Below are 17,485 nucleotides of genomic sequence, written 5' to 3'. Positions count from 1 at the left end.
GGTACCGTGCGCGGGGTCGACGGGTAAATGCGTTCGGGGGAGTGCCGTGGGCCTGTCACACTGGCGATCATGACCCTCGATCGCCGCCCGCTCGGGCTGCCCGTGTTCTCCGAACCCGCCACCGATGATGCCGTGGTGGGCGGGCCCCGGCCCGCCCCGGTGGACCGGGCCGTCTTCCTGTCCCCGCCCGCCGTCGAGTACGACGACGAGCCCGCCTACGAGGAGCCGCTGCAGCAGGCCGGGGGGATGACCTTCTCGACGCCGGAGCGACAGGGCTGAGGCCGCCCTTCTGAGTCACCTGCCGGTCGGCCCTGGGCTGTTTCAGGCCGGGGCGGGGCCGAAGCGGCGGCGGTAGGCCTGCGGGCCGAGGCCGGTCTCGCGGCGCAGCAGTGCCCGCAGGTTGGTGGCCGAGCCGAGGCCGCTGCGGCGGGCGACCGCGTCGAAGCCGGGCTCGCCGCGTTCGATCAGGCGACGGGCCAGGGTGAGGCGTTCCGCGGTGAGCCAGGCCAGCGGGGTGGTGCCCAGCTGGGTGCGGAAGCGCCGGTGCAGGGTGGCCGGGCTGACGGCGGCCCGGGCCGCCAGGTCCGCCACGGTGAGCGGCTGGTCCAGCCGTTCCTGGGCCCAGACCAGCACGGGGGCGAGCGAGTCGTCGGGCAGGTCGGGGACCGGTCGTTCGACGAACTGCCGCTGGCCGCCGTCCCGGTGGGCCGCGAAGACCAGCCGGCGGCTGACCGAGTTGGCGATCTCCGCGCCGTGGTCGCGCCGGACCAGGTGCAGCCCGAGGTCCAGCGCGGCGGCGCTCCCGGCCGAGGTGAGGATGTCGCCGTCGTCGACGAACAGCACGTCCGGCTCCAGCCGGACGGCCGGGAACCGGGCCCGGAACGAATCCGCCCACTGCCAGTGCGCCGTGGCCCGCCGGCCGTCCAGGACCCCGGCCTCGGCCAGGGTGAAGGCGCCGCTGCAGAAGCCCACCAGCCGCGCCCCGCGCGCGTGCGCCCGCCGGACGGCGTCGAGCACGGCCGGGCGGCGCGGCACGTCGGTGTCGGGGCGGTTGGGGACGATCAGGGTGTCCGCCGTCTCGGCGGCCTCCAGCCCCGCCACCCCGGTGAGGGTGAAGAACCCGTCCCGCATCAGGGTGTCCGGTTCGGGCGAACAGAGCCGGAAGTCGTACAGCTCGCGCCCGATCTCCGGCCTGCGCAGGCCGAACACCTCGGTGGCGCAGCCGAGTTCGAAGGGGTTGGAGTTCCGGTCCACGATCACCACGACGCGGTGCGGTGCGGGCGGCGCGGGCCGGACCTGGTGCGAGGATTCTTGCGGCATGTGCAATTCCTAGCACTCACGCCGGCCGCCCGCCACGGGCCAGCATGGTCCCCATGACCACCACCACCGCACCGATCGCCCTCGCCACCGCCCTGGCCTCCTTCGACGCCCTCTGGAGCCCCCGGATCGTCAACCGGGTCAACGACTACGACGTCCGGATCGCCAAGGTGCAGGGCGAGCACGTCTGGCACGCCCACGACGACACCGACGAGTTCTTCCTGGTCCTCGACGGCGAGCTGCACATCTCCCTCCGCGAGCCCGCCGGCGAACGCACCGTCGTCCTCCCCAAGGGCTCCGTCTTCACCGTCCCCCGGGGCACCGAGCACCGCCCGGCCGCCCCGTCCGGCGCCGCCATCCTGATGTTCGAACCCACCGGCACCCCCACCACCGGCGACCGCCACGACGAGATCCCCTCCCACGTGGACAGCACCACCGGCCACCTGTTGGACTAGATCGCCGGGATCAGCACGCCCAGGCCGGCGGCGATGGTGCGGAGCAGGGCGAGGAAGGCCGCCACCTCCTCGGCGACCGCGCCGGCCTCCAGGAGTTCGGGGGCCAGGGCGGCCAGGATGGCCAGCAGGCCGGCTGTGAGGCGGACCCGGTTGAAGAAGCGGACGTAGTCGCCGCGCAGGCAGAGGCGGTAGAAGAGCAGGCCGGGGAGCAGGCGGCGGGCCTCGATGACGAGCTCCAGGTTCTCGCCCTCGGGGGTGAGGAACTGGTGCAGCGGGATGGTCGGGCTCGGGGTGTAGGTCTTGCCGGGGCGGTAGGGGAAGCCGTTGCCTTCGTAGTTGGAGCGCAGCTTGACGCCCTTGGCGATGCCGTCGGTCACGCCGGAGGGGGAGAGCGGTTTGATCTCGTACCACTCGGCGGCCCGGCCCGGGCGCTGGCTCAGGATGTCGGGGCGGACGCTCGCGCCGACCTGGCTGATCACGGCGGCGGGGACGGCCGGGTTGTGGGTGCGCAGGAAGTCGGTGTACGGGGTCGGGCTGTTGGCGAGGTCGAAGAAGTCGTCGACCGGGCTGCACGGGCCGGTCCGGGTGCAGAAGTCCGCGGTGATGCGCGGCTCGACGAAGCGTCCGACGAAGCTGGCCAGCTTGGGGGCGTCGAGGACGGCCATCGACATCGAGAAGCAGAACTCGTCGGCCAGCTCCAGGATCTGGAGCACCTTGCCGGTGATGTCCAGGTCGGGATGGAGGCTGTCGAGGATGCCCGCGGTGAACGGTTCGCGGGCCAGCAGGGCGGAGTCGGTCCGGATCGGGGGCGTGTCCAGGCCCTCCAGGAAGGTGAGTTCGAGGTCGAGCCGGGTGATGGTGCCGACGCCGACCACCGGGTCGGAGGGCTGGAGCCCGCGGCCGGCCTTGAAGGCGCTGACCGCCGTCCCCGTCTCGGCGCCGAACCTGCCGTCCCGGCCGAAGGCCGGCAGGGCCGAACCGGTGGTCACCAGGGCCTGTTGGACGGCGGCCACCGCGTCCGAGGCCTCGGGCTCGCGGATCTTCCGGGTCCCGGCGGCCACCTGGGCCAGGTCCGGGCTGCTGCCGAGCAGTTCCGACTGGAGCATGGGAGAACCTCCTGACTGTCGGGACGACGGTTACCGTCGTCCTCGCACCGGGCCGCAGGTGGCCCGCCACGGGCTCGGGTCGCGCGGGGACGGGCCGAACATGCCGCCGACGCCGTCCATGATCCGTACCGGCTCCTCGTCGCCGGGTGCCGCGCCCCCGGCCGGAGCAACCGGGTCGGGTGTCTTCCTGGCCTTCAACGTCCTTGTCAGCGCCGACTGTTGGACCGGTCCGTTCGCGGTCGGGGCGACCGGGTCGGGGACCGGAGTGAGCCGGTCGCCGGTCACGACCAGGTAGGGCTCGTACGGCTCCCGGCGGTCGATCGGCCGCAGCAGCGGCAGGTTGCGTGGCATGGCTTCCCCTGTTCAGGTCGAGGTGCAGGTCACCGCACCGGGGATGCGGACGGGTCGCTGCGCCGACGGCGGAGCGGGTGGCCGCCGTCGGCGCGGTCGGCGGATCAGTGCCCGAGCAGGCCGCCGAGAATGCCGAACGGGTTCGGCAGGCCGCCGGGCAGGCCGCCCGGCAGGACACTGGGCAGCACGCTCTTGATGAGGTCGAACAGCCCGTCCGCCTCGATGCCGGACGCGCTGCCGAGCGCACCCGCCGCGGCCGTGCTCCGGTCGACCGGCGGGGCCAGTCGGGGCAGTTGCAAGGCGGTGGGGCGCACCCCGCCCGCCGGTCGAGTGGTTCCGTTCGTCATGGGAGGACTCCCTCATCGTGGTGACGGTGGGTTCGGGGGCGGTCGTGGGCGCGGGGGCGGTCAGAAGAGGCCGCCGATCCAGTCGATGATGTCGCCCGGGTTGATGTCCGGGATGGGCAGGTACTTGTCGCCCTGCTTGCCCAGCCACTCCAGGATCCCGGCCGCCTCGACGCCCGCGGCGGTGCCGAGGGCGGCGCCGGCGGCCACGCCGGTCCGCCGGACCGGCCGGGCCTGCGGGGGCAGGTGCAGCGCGGGCGCCCCGAGCGGGGCCGGGTTCCTCAGGGTCTGATGGATCGTCACGGTGATCAGTCCTCCTTGCGGTTCTGCGGCCGGCGGGACGCACCCGTCGGCACGGGTCGGTGGTGCTCAGGCGCCGTACTGGGCGGCGTAGCACATCTGCCGGGCCAGCCCGGGCAGGCCGGCGCAGCGCGACCTGGCCGCCTCCACCCCGGACCCGCCCGGGCGGGCCTCCGGTGCGCTCCTGGCGTCCCGGCGGACCGGTCGGACCTGGGGTGGGGGTGTGGTCCTCGGCAGTGCTCCGGTGGTGTTCATGGACCGGCCTCCTCGGTCGTACTCGGTGGTGATGGACGTACCCCGGGCTCACATGTCGCCGAGGAACTGGTGCGTCGGCGACAGGCTGACCGGGAGCTCGTCGCTCACGTCGATGGTGAACAGGTAGGTGACCCGCGAGCGCCGCTCGTCGTCCGGGTCGAAGAACCTGACGACGACGTCCTGGCAGTCGGAGCCCATCCGGCAGTACGGGCTCTTCGCGACACTGATCGAGTCCAGCGCGTACAGCCGGTCCTCCGGTCCGGGGACGTGCTTGGCCGAGAGCAGGCCTTCGCTGACCTGGCTGCCGAACAGGAACGCGTTGGTGCCCGCGTAGTTCAGCGCGCGGTCGGCCGAGCTCTGGCCGAGGTTGCGGAACTGGTAGTAGATCTTGTCCAGGAAGGCCCGGACGGTCTTGCGCAGCGCCGCGTCGTCGATCTTGACCTTGCGGTCCTTGGTGTCGGCGCGCACCGCCGCGAGCACCGACTCGATCAGGGCCGTCTCGTTCCAGGTGTAGAGGCCGCGGCTCTTCACCTCGACCACCGGGACCAGCTGCCCCGAGAACAGCCGGACGGTGCGGTCGGTGATCACGCCCGGCACCGAGACCCGGGACACGAACCCCTCCTGGTCGTCCTTCAGCCGGGACTGCCCGACGAACGCGTCCCGGAACACCCGGTACACCGTGGAGACCGGCGGCGCGGCCAGGGTCAGCAGCATCTGCGCCAGTTCGGCCGGCCGGGAGACGGCCTGCTCCAGCGCGGCCCGGTCCTGGAACGGGTCGAGGACGGGCGTGCTCCAGTCCACGCCGACCGTGGGCTCGGCCTCCAGCGCGTAGATCGGGGTGCTGTCCATGGTCAGGGTCCAGGTCAGCTTGTCGGACGCCCAGGGGTTCCAGAGCAGGTACTCGTACAGCTGGCGGGGGTCGTACGGGTTCGGCGGGACCTCGGTCGCCTCGCCCGCCGCCGTCCGGGGCCCGGGCGCGGGGGCCATCTGCTGCCGGAAGGTGTCCCGGCGGGCCTCGGTCCCGAAGTCGACGCCGATCTCCCCGATGGCGTAGACCAAGGGGCGCGGACCGCCCGAACCACCGCACCCGCAGGACGGTTTGACGCCCGGTGGGGCCGCCTCAGGAGGAGGCGGGTCACGGTGGGCCGGAGCCGTCGGTTCGGCCTCCTGGCACCGGCAGGGCGCGGACGCGGTGACGCCCGCCTCCTCGGGTGCGACGGCGGCGGGCGGGGCGGCCGGGGCGGTCGGAACGCTCTCGGTGTCCATGGTGCTGACTCCCTCGTGCGATGCGTGGGCGGGCGAAGCGGTGGCGGGCGAAACGGCGGATGCGTTCGGTGCGGGCGGGAGCGGTTCGGGCGAGGGCGCGCCGGCGGCGTCGACCCCGGGGAGCGGGAGGGCCCGGATCGGCGAACCCGCCTGCCCGGCACCGGAGATGAGCTCGTACGCGCCCGCTGCGTCCAGGCGGCCGGTCAGCCGGCGCCGGCACTCCGGCGACCCGTCGGGCGAGCACGGCGTACTGCGCGCGGTCGCCAGGACGGCCCGGCCCGCCGCGAGCGGGTCGGCGGTCCGGCCCCGGGCGAGCTGCGCGGCCACCAGCAGGGCGGCGGCGCCGGTCACCAGCGGGGTCGCGAAGCTGCTGCCGGTCAGGGCGGAGACCCCGCCGCCGGGTGCGGCGCCGAGGATGTCCAGGCCGGGTGCCAGCACGCCGTTGGCGGCGTACGCGCTGCCCCAGTTGTTGAGCTCCAGCGGTTCGCCGTCCGGACCGGCCGCGCCGACCGCGAGCACCGACGGCAGGGCGGCCGGGACCTGGACGCAGTCGCTCCCGTCGTTGCCCACGGCCGCGACCACCAGCACCCCGTTCTCCTCGCAGAGCCGCAGCGCCCGCTCCAGCACGGCCTCCGCCCGGCCGTCCTGGCTGCGCTCGCCGCCGCTGATGTTGATGATGTGCGCCCCCTCCTGGACCGCCCGTTCGACCGCCCGGGCCAGGTCCAGCTGCGGGACCCGGCCGTCCGGCGCGTCGGTGAAGACCGGCAGCAGCAGACCCCGGCAGCGCGGCACCACACCGGCCACCGGGCTGCCCGGCCAGCCGAACAGCAGGCTGGCGACGTGGGTGCCGTGCAGGGACATCGGCCCCGGACCGGCCGGCTGGCCGACCAGGGTGTCCAGCCTGGTCAGGTCGGCACCCGCGAAGCAGGGGTGGGTGAGGTCCACCGGGCCGTCCAGCACCGCGATCCGGACCGCCTCGTCGCCGAGCAGCTCGGCGGCGGGTGGCAGGTCCCGCAGGATCGACCTGGGGTCCATGGGGTCCTCCTCGCCGTTCGGCGGTCACCGTCCGCGGGTGTCCCGGCAGTTGGCGGTGCGGGAGTCGCGGGCGTTGGCACCACGTTCCACCCCGCCCGTCCGTCCGGGCGGCGCCGGGAAGTCGTCCGGGCGTTCCGGGAACGTCGGTCGGACGTTGCGGTGCCGTGGGCCGGCCGGGCCGGGTGCTTCCCCGGGGTGACGGGGTGCCCGGCCGGGCCCGGGGTCGGGGACGTTCGCCGGACGCCCGGTGGACGGCGGCGCGACGCCTGCGGCACGGACCGGCGACGCGCCCGGGACGCGGCGAGCAGGTGCGCGGAACTCCCGGTGGCGGGAGAGTGGTGGATGTGTCGAGGAATGGCGCGTGCCTTGACCTGCTGAGGGGCTTCGAGGTCACCTACGCCGGGACCAGGGTGCCCCTCCCGGTGGGTGCGCAGCACCTGCTGGCCTTCCTCGCGTTACAGGGCGACAGCGGCGCCCAGCGGATCACGGCGGCCGAGCAGCTCTGGCCGGACTGCACCAGCTGGCGCGCGGCGGCCAACCTGCGCTCGGCACTGTGCCAGGGGCGGCGGCTGGGGGACGGCACGGCGATCGAGAGCGCCGGCCAGCGGCTCCGGCTGGCCCCCGGCATCCGGGTCGACCTGCACGCCGCCTGGTGCTCGGCCGAGCAGGTGCTGGCCGGGCTCGACCCGCTGCCCGCGAGCTGCGGCGAACTGGTCGAGGAGCTCGGCGGGGAACTGCTGCCGGGCTGGTCCGAGGACTGGCTGCTGCTGGAGCGCGAACGCTGGGACCAGATGCGCCTGCACGCCCTGGAGTCCCTGGCCCACCAGCTGAACCGGGCCGAGCAGTACCTCGCCGCGCTGGAGACCGCCCTCACCGCCGTCTCGATCGACCCGATCCGGGAGACGGCCCACCGGATCGTGATCGAGGTGCACATCGCCGAGGGGAACCTCGCCAGCGCGCTCAAGTGCTACCAGCAGTACCGGACGCTGCTGCAGCGGGAGCTCAACGTCGCCCCGTCGCCCCGGATGGCCCGGCTGGTGCAGGACCTGATGCACAGTTAGCCCGGTCGTCGGGTCCTCGGGCGGTCGGGTCGTCGGGGCGCTCTGGCGTGATCGCATCCGGCAGGCGACGATGGAGTGACGGAGCGTTACTTTGTCTACGTGGGAAGGTTGTTGTCAGGATGCTGGTCGACTGGCCTGCCGGGCCGTTCGTGCTGCACCTCCACCGGAGTCGGGGCCGGGTGGCGTCGGCCGCCGCCGACAGTCCGCCGGGGACGCCCGTGCTGGTGGGGCGGGAGACGGGGGGAGCGGGTGAGCAGTGGGTGGCCGAGCGGTTCAGGGCCGTGCACGTGCGGATCCGGCATGCCGCCACCGGCCTCTACCTGACCGTCGAGGGGACGGACGCCGGGGCGGCCGTCGTGCTGCGGCCCGAGTTCCCTGACACCGGGGGCGGTTCCTCGTACTGGCGGCAGGCCTGGCGGGCCTTCGTCCAGCGCGACACCGGGCGGTTGCTGGCGATCAACGACCAGGCCGGCCGACTCCTGGGCCTGGCCGGCCCGGTGGGCGGGCCGCTGGTCCTGGAGGACACCGTCGGCGCGGAGGACCGGTCGTGCACCGCTTGGGTGCCGGTGGCCGTCGCACCGCCGCAGCCGGGGACCGCACCCGCACCGGGGGCGGCCGGCCTGGCCGTTGGGACGGGACGGGTCCGGGTGGCGGCGCACCGGTTCGAGAAGTACGGGCGGATCATCGAGGACATCTTCGGGGAGACCGTCTTCCGGGAGGTGCCAGGGCCGGCCCTCGCGCCCGGAACGCTGATCGAGGCCTTCGACTTCGACGGGCACTCCCAGGGCGGTTGGTTCGAAGCCGACCAGGAGGGCGGCCTGCTCACGTACACCGACGACTACGAGCACCCGGGCTCGGCGCGCAAGGTCTTCCACCGGCTGCCCGGGGAGCCGGCCCGCTACGTCGACGCCGACGAGGTCGACGTCCACTACGTCCCGCCGGCCGGGGTGGACCGCGCCGCCTCCCTGCCGTTCTCCTCGACCGGGTCAGCACCGACGACGGCGCCCTGACCAGCTCTGACTGGCTCTGACCAGGACCGGGCCTTGGGCGCCCGGCGAACCCGCGCCGAGGCCTGCCGCTGCTCACCGCCCGGCGGTGAGCCAGTCCGCCAGGGCGGTGAGGCCCGCCTCCGGGTCGCGGCGGCCGATGCCGATCCGGAACCGGTCGGTGGGGGTGGGGGTCAGTTCGGAGCGGTAGACGGAGGCCGGGAGCAGCAGCACCCCGGCCTCCTCGACCAGGCGGGCGCAGAAGGACTCCACGCCGTCGGCGCCCAGGTAGCGCGGGTAGGCGACGCAACCGCCGTCCGGCGCCTGCCAGTCGAAGAGCTCGGGGAAGCGCGCGAAGAAGGCGTCGAAGACCGGCAGGTTGGCCGCGATCAGGGCCCGGTTGCGGTCGAGGATGGTGGCGCGGGCCTTGAGGGCGATCCGGGCCAGCACCTCGCTGGGGGCCGCGTTGCAGATGGTGGTGTAGTGCTTGGCCCGCTCCAGCCGGGAGCGCAACTCCCGGTCGCGGCAGGTGATCCAGCCGATCCGCAGGCCGGGCAGGCCGAGCGACTTGGAGGTGACGTTCAGCGAGAGGGCGCGCGGGGAGAGGTCGGCGGCCTGCGGCAGGGTGCGGGCCGGGTCGCGCTCCAGGCCCCGGTAGACCTCGTCGCTGAACAGGTGGATGCCGCGGTCGTCGCAGAGCTGCGCCAGCGCGGCGAACCCGGCGGCGTCGATCAGCTTCCCGGTCGGGTTGTTGGGGAAGTTGACCGACACCACCCGGGTGTTCGGGCGCAGCGCGGCCCGGACCAGGTCGAGGTCCAACTCCCAGTCCCGGTCCGGGTCCAGGGCGACACCGGTGACCTCGCAGAGCGCGAGCGGCACGGTCTCGGCGGCCTGGTAGTTCGGGGTCACCACGACGGCGTGGTCGTCCGGGCCGAGCAGCACGTTCATCGCCAGGTAGAGCGCCTCCTCGGCCCCGGCGAAGCAGATCACGTCGTCCGGGCCGGCCACGTCGTACGTCGCGGCGATCGCCGCGCGCAGCGCCGGGTCGCCGAAGGTCTCGGTGTAGCCGAGCGGGAGCTGCTCGAAGGCTTCCCGGTCCGCCGGGTCGGCGAGCGCCAGCAGTTCGGCCATGGTCATGGTCTGGACGTCGGAGGCGGTCAGGTGGTGCCGGGCGGTGAACTCCCAGCGGGAGAAGTACGTTTCGAGCCGGAAGTCGGGCAGGCGGGTCATGGCGCGGGGTCTCTCTTCAGCTCGGTCAGCAGGGCGTAGACGGTGGAGCGGGAGACCCGCAGCGCCTCGGCGACGACGGGTGCGGCCCGGCGGACGGCGAACACCCCGGCCCGGTCCAGCTCGCCGAGCACGGCCAGCCGGTCCGGCCTGGTGAACCGTTCGACCGGGCGGCCGTGCTCGCGCACGTGGGCACCGACCACGTGCTGGATCCGCTCGGTCCAGTCCTGCTCGAACAGCTGCTCCGGCCGCTGCACGGTCGGCGCGCCGAAGGCGGACAGCACGGCGGCGGCCCGCTCCAGCGGGGTGCGGTCGAGGTTGACGCAGAGCACGGCCGCCGCCCGGCCGTCCTCGTCCCGGAGCACCGCGCTGACCGAGGAGAGCCGCCGCCCGTCCGCGAGCAGCTTCTCGTACGGCCCGTAGACGTCGTTCGCGGCCGGGTCGAGCGCGTCCAGCTCGCCGAGCAGGGACGCGTCGCCGGCCCGGCGGCCGGTCATCGGGTGCCAGATCGCCAGCACCCGGTCGGTGTCCGGATCGTGCAGCACCACCTCGGCGTACGGGCCGAGCAGCAGGGCGACGGCCTGGCAGACCGGGCCCCAGAGCCGTACCCGCGGGTCCTCCGGTGCTTTCGTCATGGCTGGACTGTACGTCCAGATCGGACGGATGGTCCAGTGGCGCGCCGGGCGATCACCTGCTCGGCCACCAGCAGGTTGACCAGCCAGGCCGCCCAGGCGCCGCTGGTGTACGCCTGCTCGAACGGGACCCCGGCGGCCGAGCAGACGATCAGCCAGAGCCGGAAGGTGACCCCGGTGAAGATCAGTGCGTAGGAGCGGATCATCCAGACCTGGTGCCGGGCCACCCGGCGCCGCCGGATCGCGGCGAACGCCGCCGTGGAGGTGGCCAGCACCCCGACGGCGAGGGCGGCGAACCCGGCCGGGGCGATCGGGCCGAACAGCCCCTTCGGCACCAGCAGCAGCCCGCCGGCCGCCGTCGCCACCGCGCCGGCCAGGTAGACCCGGCCGAGGAGGCGGTGCACCCGGGGCCACCGCAGCCGCAGCCGGGGCAGGAACTGCCACGGGCCCAGGGCCAGCGCCAGCACGGCGCCGCCGACATGGAGGGTGAGCGGGGCGAGCGAGGCGAGGTAGGTGGCGCGCTGCTCCTCCAGGAAGGTCTCCGGGTCGAGGGTCAGGTAGCGGGCCGAGAGCAGGGCGATCGCGGTGGCCAGGACGGTGACCGTGATCCAGCCCGAACGGCGGAGCAGGACGGATGGGTTCATGCTGCGGACGGTAGGCGGCGGGCGCCCCCGGGCACGTCCCCCCGGCGAGGTCGGCCGGGGTACCCCCACAGGGCGATGTGCCCGGGCCCGGCGGCGGGCTACCGTACCGGCCATGACGGCCCTGACCAGATGGATCGCCCCCGGCAGCGCGGTGCGGATGCCGGCCGCGCCCGTGCGCGACGGTGCGGTGGCGCTCGCGTTCCTGCTGGCGATGACGGCCGAACGGCTGGCCCACGCACCGCAGTTGCCCGCGCTGCTGCTGAGCGCGGCGGTCGCCGGGGCGCTGGCCCTGGGCCGACGGGCGCCGCTGGCGGCGTACCTGGCGGGGACGGTCGCGCTGGCCGTGGAGGCGCAGGTGATCACGCCGCCCGGGCCGCTGTCGCCGTACGCGAACCTGCTCGGCCTGTACGCGCTCGGCCGGTACGCCACCCGGGGCCGGGCCAGGCTCGGCCCGGTGGTCGTACTGGCAGGCATGGCGGGGTACTTCGGCGCTCTCGCGGTGCCGGGCGGGGTGCTCTTCCTCTGGCTGCTGACCTGGGCGCTCGGCTATGCCGCCGCCCGGCGGCAGGAGGAGCGGACGGTCGCCCGGCAGGTGCTCCGGCAACGGGTGGTGGCGGAGGAACGGGCCCGGATCGCCCGGGAGTTGCACGACGTGGTCGGTCACACGCTGAACCTGATGCTGGTCCAGGCCGGGGCCGCCCGCCGGCTCCTGCCCCGGGACCCGGTGCAGAGCGGCGAGCTGCTGTCGGGGCTGGAGCACACCGGCCGGGAGGCGCTGGACGAACTCGACCGGGTGCTCGGCCTGTTGCGGCTCAGCGGGCCGGCGGACGGGGACGGGAGCGGGAGCGAGGACGGGCCGGGGCAGGGGGCGAGCCTGCAACCCGGCCTGGCGGATCTGCCCCGGCTGGTCGGCCGACTGGAGCAGGCCGGGCTCCGGGTCACCGCCCGGGTCGGCCCGGAGGTGCGGCAACTGCCGCGCACCGTCGACCTGTCGGCGTACCGGATCGTCCAGGAGGCACTGACCAACACGGTCCGGCACGGCCGTGCCGACACGGTCGAGATCACGGTCGGCCGGGAGGCGGAGGTGCTCGCGATCGAGGTCCGGGACGGCGGGCGCGGCGCCCCCGGCGGGTACACCCCCGGCCGGGGGCTGCTGGGGATCGCCGAACGGGCCGCGATGTTCGGCGGCACGGTCGAGCACGGCAGCGTGGCGGAGCAGGGAGGTGAACGGGGCGGCTTCCGGCTGCGCGTGACGCTCCCGCTCGGATGACCGCGCGGGCTACTGCCGGGGCGGCCGCTGCCGGGTCGGCAGTCCGGATCCTGCTGGCCGAGGACGACGACCTGCTGCGCGCCGGGATCGCCCTGGTGCTCGGCACCGAACCGGGGTTCGAGGTGGTCGGCCAGGCCGCCGACGGGCTGCGTGCCGTCGAGCTCTGCCGCGAACTCGCCCCGGACGTGGTCCTGATGGACGTCCGGATGCCCGGGGTCGACGGGATCGAGGCCACCCGGCGGATCGTGGCGGCCGGACTGCCGGTCCGCATCCTGGTGCTGACCACCTTCCACCACGACGAGTACGTCTGGGGTGCGCTGCGGGCCGGGGCGGACGGCTTCCTGCTCAAACGCGCCTCACCGGAGCGGCTGGTGGACGCGGTCCGGACGGTGGCGGCCGGACAGGCCCTGCTGGACCCGGCGGTGACCCGCGACCTGGTCGGCCACCTGATCACCCGTCACCCGGACGGGCCGCCGGCCGCTGTGACCGACCGGCGGCTGGAGCGGCTGACCGCCCGGGAGCGGCAGGTGCTGCGGCTGGCCGCCGAGGGCTGCTCGAACGCGGAGATCGCCGGCCGGCTGGTGCTCGCCGAGTCCACGGTCAAGACCCACGTGAAGCGGGTGCTCACCAAGACCGGCGCCCGCGACCGCGCCCAGGCGGTCGCCATCGCCCACCGCAGCGGGCTGATGGCGACGCCCGACCCGGCCGGGTACTGAGGGCTCCGTAAGGTGGCCGCGATGGCGGGTCCGAGGGGTTCGAAAACTCGTGTGTAACGTCCGGGCTCGCCCGACCCCTCATTAGGCATGTAGGGACGCCGGGGGGAGTGGAAGATGGCAGGCAGTCGTGCCGCCGCAGAGGTCAGGGACGCCGGGTTCCTGGAGCTGACGGCCGGTCGCACGGCACAGTTGTACCGTTCGGCGTGCCTGCTGACGGGTGGTGACACCCATCTCGCGGAGGACCTGGTCCAGGACACGCTGGCCCGGATGTACACCATCTGGCGCCGGCAGAACTCCTGGCTGACCGGGCGTTCCCGGATCGAGGACCCCGGTGCGTACGCGTACCGGGTGCTGGTGCGCACCTTCCTGGCCCACCGGAAGCGCCGCTCCAGCGGGGAGCTGCCGATCGGGGAACTGCCGGAGGGCGGCGGCGCGCCGGACGACGACAGCGCCCTGCGCCTGACCCTGCTGCACGCGCTGGCGCAGCTCGGCCCGAAGGACCGCGCGGTGCTGGTGCTGCGGCACTGGGAGGACCGGAGCATCGAGGAGACCGCCGAGGTGATGCAGTGCAGCCCGGGCGCGGTCCGGACCAGGACCACCCGGGCGCTGGCCAGACTGCGGGCCCAACTCGGCGACTCGCTCGCCGAGTCGGCGCCCCGCTGACCGCCGATGCCGCCCCGGCCGGCCCCACAACGACGAGCCCCACGACAACGAGCCCCACGACAACGAGCCCCACGACGACGATGAGCACGACGACGATGACGAGGTCTCCGCGTGTCCAGTGACCAGAAGAGCGACCAGGAGTTCGAAGCCGAGCTGGCGTCCGCCCTGACCCGGGTCGGGGCGACGTTCCGCACCGAGACCGCACGGCTGGACGCGGTCGGTCTGGAACGCGGCCGCCGGGCCTGGCGGCGCCGCCGCGCCGGTACGGCCCTCGGCACCGCACTCGCGCTGGCCCTGGTCGGCGGGAGCGTCTACCTGGTGGCGCTGGGCGGCCCGGCCGTCTCGACCGGTCCGGCCATCTCCTCGGAGGCGCCGGTACCCCCGAACCCGTCCGGAACGAGGTCGGCCGCGCCGAGCTCGACCCGGACCTCCGGGCCGGTACTGGTGCCGACCGAGCGCGTGCTGACGGCTCTGCGAGCCAGCCTGCCGACCGGGACCTTCAGCGGGGTGGAGGGTCTGGAGGACCAGGACATCGAGATCGACGGAGCCATGGTCAGCCTGCGCTTCGACGACGGCAGGGGGGTCTCGGCGGTGTCGGTGTCCGTGACGCGACGCGCCCCGCGGACGGCGGCCGCAGCCCAGCAACTGTGCGTCACCCGGAGCGGCGGGTCCGCCGAGGGCTGCCGGACCAGCACGCTCGCCGACGGTTCGGTGCTGACCGTGTTCCAGGGGCTGGAGTTCCCCGACGGCCGGGCGGACACCAAACTCTGGTCGGCCGTCCTGTCCGGCCCGGACGGCCGGCTGATCGAGCTCACCGAGTGGAACGCCCCGGCGAGCAAGGGCGAGCCGGTCAGCCGCCCGGCGCCGCCGCTGACGGCCGATCAGCTGACCGCCGCGGTGACCTCGCGGGCCTGGGACCCGATCGTGGCGGTGCTGCCGCCGGCCCGGGGGGAGGTGAGTGCGAGCCGGCTCCCGAGCGGGCAGATCGTCCTGATCGCGTCGAAGCTCCTCCCGGCCGGCCTGGTGCCCGCCCACGCCGACCCGGGCGGCTCCGGCGAGGCCCACTTCACCGTCGACGACGGAGCGGGGGCGAGCCTGGTGGAGATCGGCCTGCAGCACTGGCCCGACCCCGGGACCCTCCGGGAGCAGGACCGGCCGCCCGGCTGGCGGACTCTCGCGGACGGTTCCTGGCTCTGGGAGACCGAGGAGGGCACCAACCCTCGCCACCGGCGGGTGGAGGCGGTGCGCCGGGACGGGATCCGGGTCGTGGTGTCGGCGTACAACAGCGGAGCGGTGACGGAACTGGCGACCCGGCAGGCACCGGTGCTCACCGTCGAGCAGATGAGGGCGATCGCGCTCAGCCCGGCCTGGACGACGGCTGACGGCTGACGGCTGACCTGGTGTGACCCCCGGGGGGACCGGGGCCGGTGATGGTTGACGTATCGACAGATTGAGGGTGGGGCAGACATGCACGCTGGTGCGAGGATCGGTGTCGCGGCGGTCACGGTGGCCATGTTCGCGGGCGGTGGGTACGCGGCGTACGCCCTGGTGAGCGACGGCGGCAAGGAGCCTGCCAGGACGGCTTCGGGCGGGGCGGCGAAGCCGACCGGGCAGAGCGTGGTGGCGGAGCCGCCGTCGGCGGAGGCGGCTGCGGCGGGTGCGAAGGCGTTCCTGGCGGCCTGGGCCAAGGGCGACTTCGAGGAGGCCGGGCGGTTGACGGACCGTCCGGACGCGGCGGTGGCGGCGCTGACGGCCTTTCGGACGGCGCTGACTCCGACGGCGCTGACACTGACCCCGACCGGCGCCGCACCGGTGGTGGCGCCGGTCGGCCCGTCCCCTTCCCCGTCTATCGCTGTTGCTGCTCCGCGCGGGGTGCCGGTGGCCTTCCTGGCCGAGGTGGGGTTGCCGGGGGCGGTTCGGGTGTGGCAGTACGAGAGTGCGGTCGCGATGGTGAAGACCGGTGACGGCGGAGTGGTGGTGCACTGGGATCCGACGGTGGTGCACCCCCGGTTGGGGCCGGGCATGGCGCTGGCGATCCGGCCGGTGTCCTCCTCCGCGCCGTCCCAGGTGGTGGACCGCAAGGGCCGTCCGGTGGCCGAATTCCCGTCGGTGGCAGCCGTGTTGTCCCAGATCGAGTTCGCGGACGACGGTGCGCAGCCCACTGACGGCACCGGTGTGGTGGTGACCGGGGCATCCGGTGGTTCGGGCAGACCGGAGTCGTTGTTCACGATCACGGCGTCCAAGGACGCGGCGAAGAAGCAGTTGACGTTGGATGCGGATCTGCAGCGGGTGGCGGAGGCGGTGGTGAAGGAGCAGGCCGGTCCGGCGTCGGTGGTGGCGGTCGAGCCGAGTACGGGTCATGTGCTGGCGTTCGCGAACAATCCGACGGTTGGTCAGAACCGGGCGTTCGGGGGTGCGACGGCGCCGGGTTCGACGATGAAGGTGGTCACCGCGGCGGCGCTGCTGGAGACCGGTCTGACGCCCGACTCGCCGGTGCCGTGCCCGAAGAACACCAACGCGGGCGGGCGCCTGGTGCCCAACGACTTCCTCGATGCCCGGCCGGGTTACACGTTCAAGGACGACTTCGCGCAGTCCTGCAACACCGCCTTCATCGAGGCCGCGCAGGCCCGGCTCAAGGCGGGCAGCCTGCCCGCGGTGGCGAAGGACGTGTTCGGTCTGGGGCTGGTCTGGAAGACGGGTCTGTCGGCGTTCGACACCGACATCCCGGTGGAGACCAACGCCGAGCAGATCGCGCTGGCCTACGTCGGGCAGGGCCGGATCAGGACCAACGCCCTGGCCATGGCGTCGGTGTCGGCAACCGTGCAGAGCGGCACGTTCCGCCAGCCGGTCCTGGTCCCGGGCAAGGCCCAGCCCAGGGCCGCCCGCACCCTGAGCGCCACCGTCCTGAACCAGCTGCGGTCGATGATGCAACGCACCGCGCAGAGCGGGACCGCAGCCAAGGCGCTCGGCTCCATCCCCGGTGCCGCCGCGAAGACCGGCACGGCCGAGGTCGGCGGGCAGAACCCCAACAGCTGGATCACCGCCTACCGGGGCGACCTCGCCGTCGCCGTCGAGGTCCAGGCGGGTGGCCACGGCGCGGACGCCGCCGCCCCCGCCGCCGCCAAGCTCCTCCAACTGGGCAACAACCACTGAGAAACGGCCGCCCGTCCGGGGCGGGTACGACCTGGCTACCCGCCCCACGGGCCGTCAGCGGCGCCTGCGGCCGACCAGGTAGGTGAGCGTCCAGGCCGTTCCGGCGGCGAGGAGCAGGCCGAGGACGGCTACCCACTCCGACCCGGACTGGCTGCCCCACCAGGATCTGGCCGGGAGGATCGGGACGAACTTCAGCATGTGCTCGACCGCGTGGTAGCCGCCGCTGTAGGCGAAGACCATCACTACGGAGTTGGTGTAGCCGAAGAAGGCGCCCAGCGGGGCCACGACGGCCGCGCAGATGCGCGCGCCGGTGCGGCGCCGGCCCACCAGGCCCGAAAGCAGGCCGACCACCGCGCCGTTGATGAGGGCGTGCGCCAGGTAGAGCGTGTGCCGGGCGTTCTCCGACTGGTGTTGGTAGGTGGCCACGACGACGCCGATGTAGAGCGCCGACACCAGGAACGAGCCGAGCAGTCCGAGGAAGAACGCACCGACCGAACTGCCCGTCCTCGGCGCCGCCCCCGACGGTGCGGGGTGGAACGGGTACGGCGGACCGGGCTGCACCGGCGGCGGGCCGGGGTAGCCGGGTGCCGGGCCGGGGTAGCCGGGCGGGGGGCCGAACCCGGGCGGTTGCTGCGGTAGGGGTGCCTGCGGGGGTATGGGGGCCTGGTTGTACGGGTTGAACTGCGGCTGGCTCATTGATCGTC

The 17,485-nt window shown here is 74.1% G+C and carries 20 protein-coding genes; 9 read left to right on the top strand and 11 right to left on the bottom strand.

What is annotated here, in order from left to right; translation table 11 throughout:
- Positions 1-69 precede the first annotated feature (69 nt).
- On the top strand, positions 70-279 hold the full coding sequence (locus tag ABT118_RS17805; protein ID WP_350669471.1) for a hypothetical protein: 210 nt from the start codon (positions 70-72) through the stop codon (positions 277-279).
- 42 nt (positions 280-321) lie between these two features.
- On the opposite strand, the gene ABT118_RS17800 is transcribed toward ABT118_RS17805, so the two are convergent.
- Positions 322-1,320 carry a GlxA family transcriptional regulator gene (locus ABT118_RS17800; RefSeq protein WP_350669470.1) on the bottom strand — a complete coding sequence of 333 codons (999 nt, stop codon included), beginning with the start codon at positions 1,318-1,320 and terminating at the stop codon, positions 322-324.
- Between the two features lie 53 nt (positions 1,321-1,373).
- Between ABT118_RS17800 and ABT118_RS17795 the strand changes: the two genes are divergently transcribed.
- Entirely contained in the window at positions 1,374-1,772 is a 399-nt protein-coding gene (locus tag ABT118_RS17795; protein ID WP_350669469.1) for a cupin domain-containing protein, read from the top strand.
- On the opposite strand, the gene ABT118_RS17790 is transcribed toward ABT118_RS17795, so the two are convergent.
- The 6 genes from ABT118_RS17790 to ABT118_RS17765 all read right to left on the bottom strand — a co-directional run bounded on the left by ABT118_RS17790 (position 1,769) and on the right by ABT118_RS17765 (position 6,429).
- Positions 1,769-2,878, bottom strand: coding sequence for a peptidoglycan-binding domain-containing protein (locus tag ABT118_RS17790; RefSeq protein WP_350669468.1), 1,110 nt, complete (start codon positions 2,876-2,878; stop codon positions 1,769-1,771). The two genes, ABT118_RS17795 and ABT118_RS17790, sit on opposite strands and share 4 nt — an antisense overlap.
- Positions 2,879-2,908: 30 nt before the next feature.
- Positions 2,909-3,229, bottom strand: a complete 321-nt coding sequence (locus ABT118_RS17785) for a hypothetical protein (RefSeq protein ID WP_350669467.1) — start codon at positions 3,227-3,229, stop codon at positions 2,909-2,911.
- 104 nt (positions 3,230-3,333) lie between these two features.
- Positions 3,334-3,576: a hypothetical protein gene (locus tag ABT118_RS17780; protein WP_350669466.1), complete on the bottom strand. Its 243-nt coding sequence runs from the start codon at positions 3,574-3,576 to the stop codon at positions 3,334-3,336.
- A gap of 60 nt (positions 3,577-3,636) precedes the next feature.
- The gene (locus tag ABT118_RS17775; protein WP_350669465.1) at positions 3,637-3,876 is read right to left on the bottom strand and encodes a hypothetical protein; all 240 of its coding nucleotides are present in this window, start codon (positions 3,874-3,876) and stop codon (positions 3,637-3,639) included.
- Between the two features lie 66 nt (positions 3,877-3,942).
- Entirely contained in the window at positions 3,943-4,128 is a 186-nt protein-coding gene (locus ABT118_RS17770; protein ID WP_350669464.1) for a hypothetical protein, read from the bottom strand.
- A 48-nt stretch (positions 4,129-4,176) separates the two neighbouring features.
- On the bottom strand, positions 4,177-6,429 hold the full coding sequence (locus ABT118_RS17765) for a cyanobactin maturation protease PatG family protein (protein WP_350669463.1): 2,253 nt from the start codon (positions 6,427-6,429) through the stop codon (positions 4,177-4,179).
- A 422-nt stretch (positions 6,430-6,851) separates the two neighbouring features.
- On the opposite strand from ABT118_RS17765, the gene ABT118_RS17760 reads away from it, so the two are divergent.
- Both ABT118_RS17760 and ABT118_RS17755 read left to right on the top strand, forming a co-directional pair.
- Entirely contained in the window at positions 6,852-7,490 is a 639-nt protein-coding gene (locus tag ABT118_RS17760; protein WP_350669462.1) for an AfsR/SARP family transcriptional regulator, read from the top strand.
- A 119-nt stretch (positions 7,491-7,609) separates the two neighbouring features.
- Positions 7,610-8,500 (top strand): RICIN domain-containing protein, encoded by an 891-nt coding sequence (locus tag ABT118_RS17755; RefSeq protein WP_350669461.1) that lies wholly within the window; start codon positions 7,610-7,612, stop codon positions 8,498-8,500.
- Between the two features lie 72 nt (positions 8,501-8,572).
- Here ABT118_RS17755 and ABT118_RS17750 read toward each other — a convergent pair whose 3' ends face one another.
- The 3 genes from ABT118_RS17750 to ABT118_RS17740 are packed head-to-tail and all read right to left on the bottom strand — an operon-like array spanning position 8,573 to position 10,979.
- A complete protein-coding gene (locus ABT118_RS17750; protein WP_350669460.1) occupies positions 8,573-9,706 on the bottom strand; it encodes an aminotransferase class I/II-fold pyridoxal phosphate-dependent enzyme in 1,134 nt (377 codons plus the stop codon).
- Positions 9,703-10,338 carry a helix-turn-helix transcriptional regulator gene (locus ABT118_RS17745; protein ID WP_350669459.1) on the bottom strand — a complete coding sequence of 212 codons (636 nt, stop codon included), beginning with the start codon at positions 10,336-10,338 and terminating at the stop codon, positions 9,703-9,705. Before ABT118_RS17745 ends, ABT118_RS17750 begins: the two co-directional genes overlap by 4 nt.
- Positions 10,335-10,979: a DUF2306 domain-containing protein gene (locus ABT118_RS17740; protein ID WP_350669458.1), complete on the bottom strand. Its 645-nt coding sequence runs from the start codon at positions 10,977-10,979 to the stop codon at positions 10,335-10,337. The genes ABT118_RS17745 and ABT118_RS17740 overlap by 4 nt, the downstream gene beginning before the upstream one ends.
- A gap of 112 nt (positions 10,980-11,091) precedes the next feature.
- Between ABT118_RS17740 and ABT118_RS17735 the strand changes: the two genes are divergently transcribed.
- The 5 genes from ABT118_RS17735 to ABT118_RS17715 all read left to right on the top strand — a co-directional run bounded on the left by ABT118_RS17735 (position 11,092) and on the right by ABT118_RS17715 (position 16,781).
- Positions 11,092-12,249 carry a sensor histidine kinase gene (locus ABT118_RS17735; RefSeq protein ID WP_350669457.1) on the top strand — a complete coding sequence of 386 codons (1,158 nt, stop codon included), beginning with the start codon at positions 11,092-11,094 and terminating at the stop codon, positions 12,247-12,249.
- On the top strand, positions 12,246-12,965 hold the full coding sequence (locus tag ABT118_RS17730; protein ID WP_350669456.1) for a response regulator: 720 nt from the start codon (positions 12,246-12,248) through the stop codon (positions 12,963-12,965). The genes ABT118_RS17735 and ABT118_RS17730 overlap by 4 nt, the downstream gene beginning before the upstream one ends.
- 114 nt (positions 12,966-13,079) lie before the next feature.
- Complete coding sequence (locus tag ABT118_RS17725; protein WP_350669455.1) at positions 13,080-13,628, top strand: SigE family RNA polymerase sigma factor; 549 nt, start codon at positions 13,080-13,082, stop codon at positions 13,626-13,628.
- 111 nt (positions 13,629-13,739) lie between these two features.
- Positions 13,740-15,017 (top strand): hypothetical protein, encoded by a 1,278-nt coding sequence (locus tag ABT118_RS17720; RefSeq protein WP_350669454.1) that lies wholly within the window; start codon positions 13,740-13,742, stop codon positions 15,015-15,017.
- Between the two features lie 78 nt (positions 15,018-15,095).
- The gene (locus tag ABT118_RS17715; protein ID WP_350669453.1) at positions 15,096-16,781 is read left to right on the top strand and encodes a penicillin-binding transpeptidase domain-containing protein; all 1,686 of its coding nucleotides are present in this window, start codon (positions 15,096-15,098) and stop codon (positions 16,779-16,781) included.
- A gap of 54 nt (positions 16,782-16,835) precedes the next feature.
- Here ABT118_RS17715 and ABT118_RS17710 read toward each other — a convergent pair whose 3' ends face one another.
- Positions 16,836-17,477: a hypothetical protein gene (locus ABT118_RS17710; RefSeq protein WP_350669452.1), complete on the bottom strand. Its 642-nt coding sequence runs from the start codon at positions 17,475-17,477 to the stop codon at positions 16,836-16,838.
- Between the last annotated feature and the right edge of the window lie 8 nt (positions 17,478-17,485).

The sequence above is a fragment of the Kitasatospora sp. NPDC002040 genome, assembly GCF_040296785.1.
Taxonomy (GTDB): Bacteria; Actinomycetota; Actinomycetes; order Streptomycetales; family Streptomycetaceae; genus Kitasatospora.
This window is presented reverse-complemented; position numbering and strand designations above follow the sequence as displayed.

Excerpts from the sequence above, each read along its gene's own strand:
- ABT118_RS17710 (WP_350669452.1), bottom strand. The coding sequence starts at position 17,477 with ATGAGCCAGCCGCAGTTCAACCCGTACAACCAGGCCCCCATACCCCCG.
- ABT118_RS17740 (WP_350669458.1), bottom strand. The coding sequence starts at position 10,979 with ATGAACCCATCCGTCCTGCTCCGCCGTTCGGGCTGGATCACGGTCACC.
- ABT118_RS17770 (WP_350669464.1), bottom strand. The coding sequence starts at position 4,128 with ATGAACACCACCGGAGCACTGCCGAGGACCACACCCCCACCCCAGGTC.
- ABT118_RS17755 (WP_350669461.1), top strand. The coding sequence starts at position 7,610 with ATGCTGGTCGACTGGCCTGCCGGGCCGTTCGTGCTGCACCTCCACCGG.
- ABT118_RS17785 (WP_350669467.1), bottom strand. The coding sequence starts at position 3,229 with ATGCCACGCAACCTGCCGCTGCTGCGGCCGATCGACCGCCGGGAGCCG.
- ABT118_RS17805 (WP_350669471.1), top strand. The coding sequence starts at position 70 with ATGACCCTCGATCGCCGCCCGCTCGGGCTGCCCGTGTTCTCCGAACCC.
- ABT118_RS17750 (WP_350669460.1), bottom strand. The coding sequence starts at position 9,706 with ATGACCCGCCTGCCCGACTTCCGGCTCGAAACGTACTTCTCCCGCTGG.
- ABT118_RS17725 (WP_350669455.1), top strand. The coding sequence starts at position 13,080 with ATGGCAGGCAGTCGTGCCGCCGCAGAGGTCAGGGACGCCGGGTTCCTG.
- ABT118_RS17765 (WP_350669463.1), bottom strand. The coding sequence starts at position 6,429 with ATGGACCCCAGGTCGATCCTGCGGGACCTGCCACCCGCCGCCGAGCTG.
- ABT118_RS17790 (WP_350669468.1), bottom strand. The coding sequence starts at position 2,878 with ATGCTCCAGTCGGAACTGCTCGGCAGCAGCCCGGACCTGGCCCAGGTG.
- ABT118_RS17735 (WP_350669457.1), top strand. The coding sequence starts at position 11,092 with ATGACGGCCCTGACCAGATGGATCGCCCCCGGCAGCGCGGTGCGGATG.
- ABT118_RS17715 (WP_350669453.1), top strand. The coding sequence starts at position 15,096 with ATGCACGCTGGTGCGAGGATCGGTGTCGCGGCGGTCACGGTGGCCATG.
- ABT118_RS17745 (WP_350669459.1), bottom strand. The coding sequence starts at position 10,338 with ATGACGAAAGCACCGGAGGACCCGCGGGTACGGCTCTGGGGCCCGGTC.
- ABT118_RS17795 (WP_350669469.1), top strand. The coding sequence starts at position 1,374 with ATGACCACCACCACCGCACCGATCGCCCTCGCCACCGCCCTGGCCTCC.
- ABT118_RS17800 (WP_350669470.1), bottom strand. The coding sequence starts at position 1,320 with ATGCCGCAAGAATCCTCGCACCAGGTCCGGCCCGCGCCGCCCGCACCG.
- ABT118_RS17780 (WP_350669466.1), bottom strand. The coding sequence starts at position 3,576 with ATGACGAACGGAACCACTCGACCGGCGGGCGGGGTGCGCCCCACCGCC.
- ABT118_RS17730 (WP_350669456.1), top strand. The coding sequence starts at position 12,246 with ATGACCGCGCGGGCTACTGCCGGGGCGGCCGCTGCCGGGTCGGCAGTC.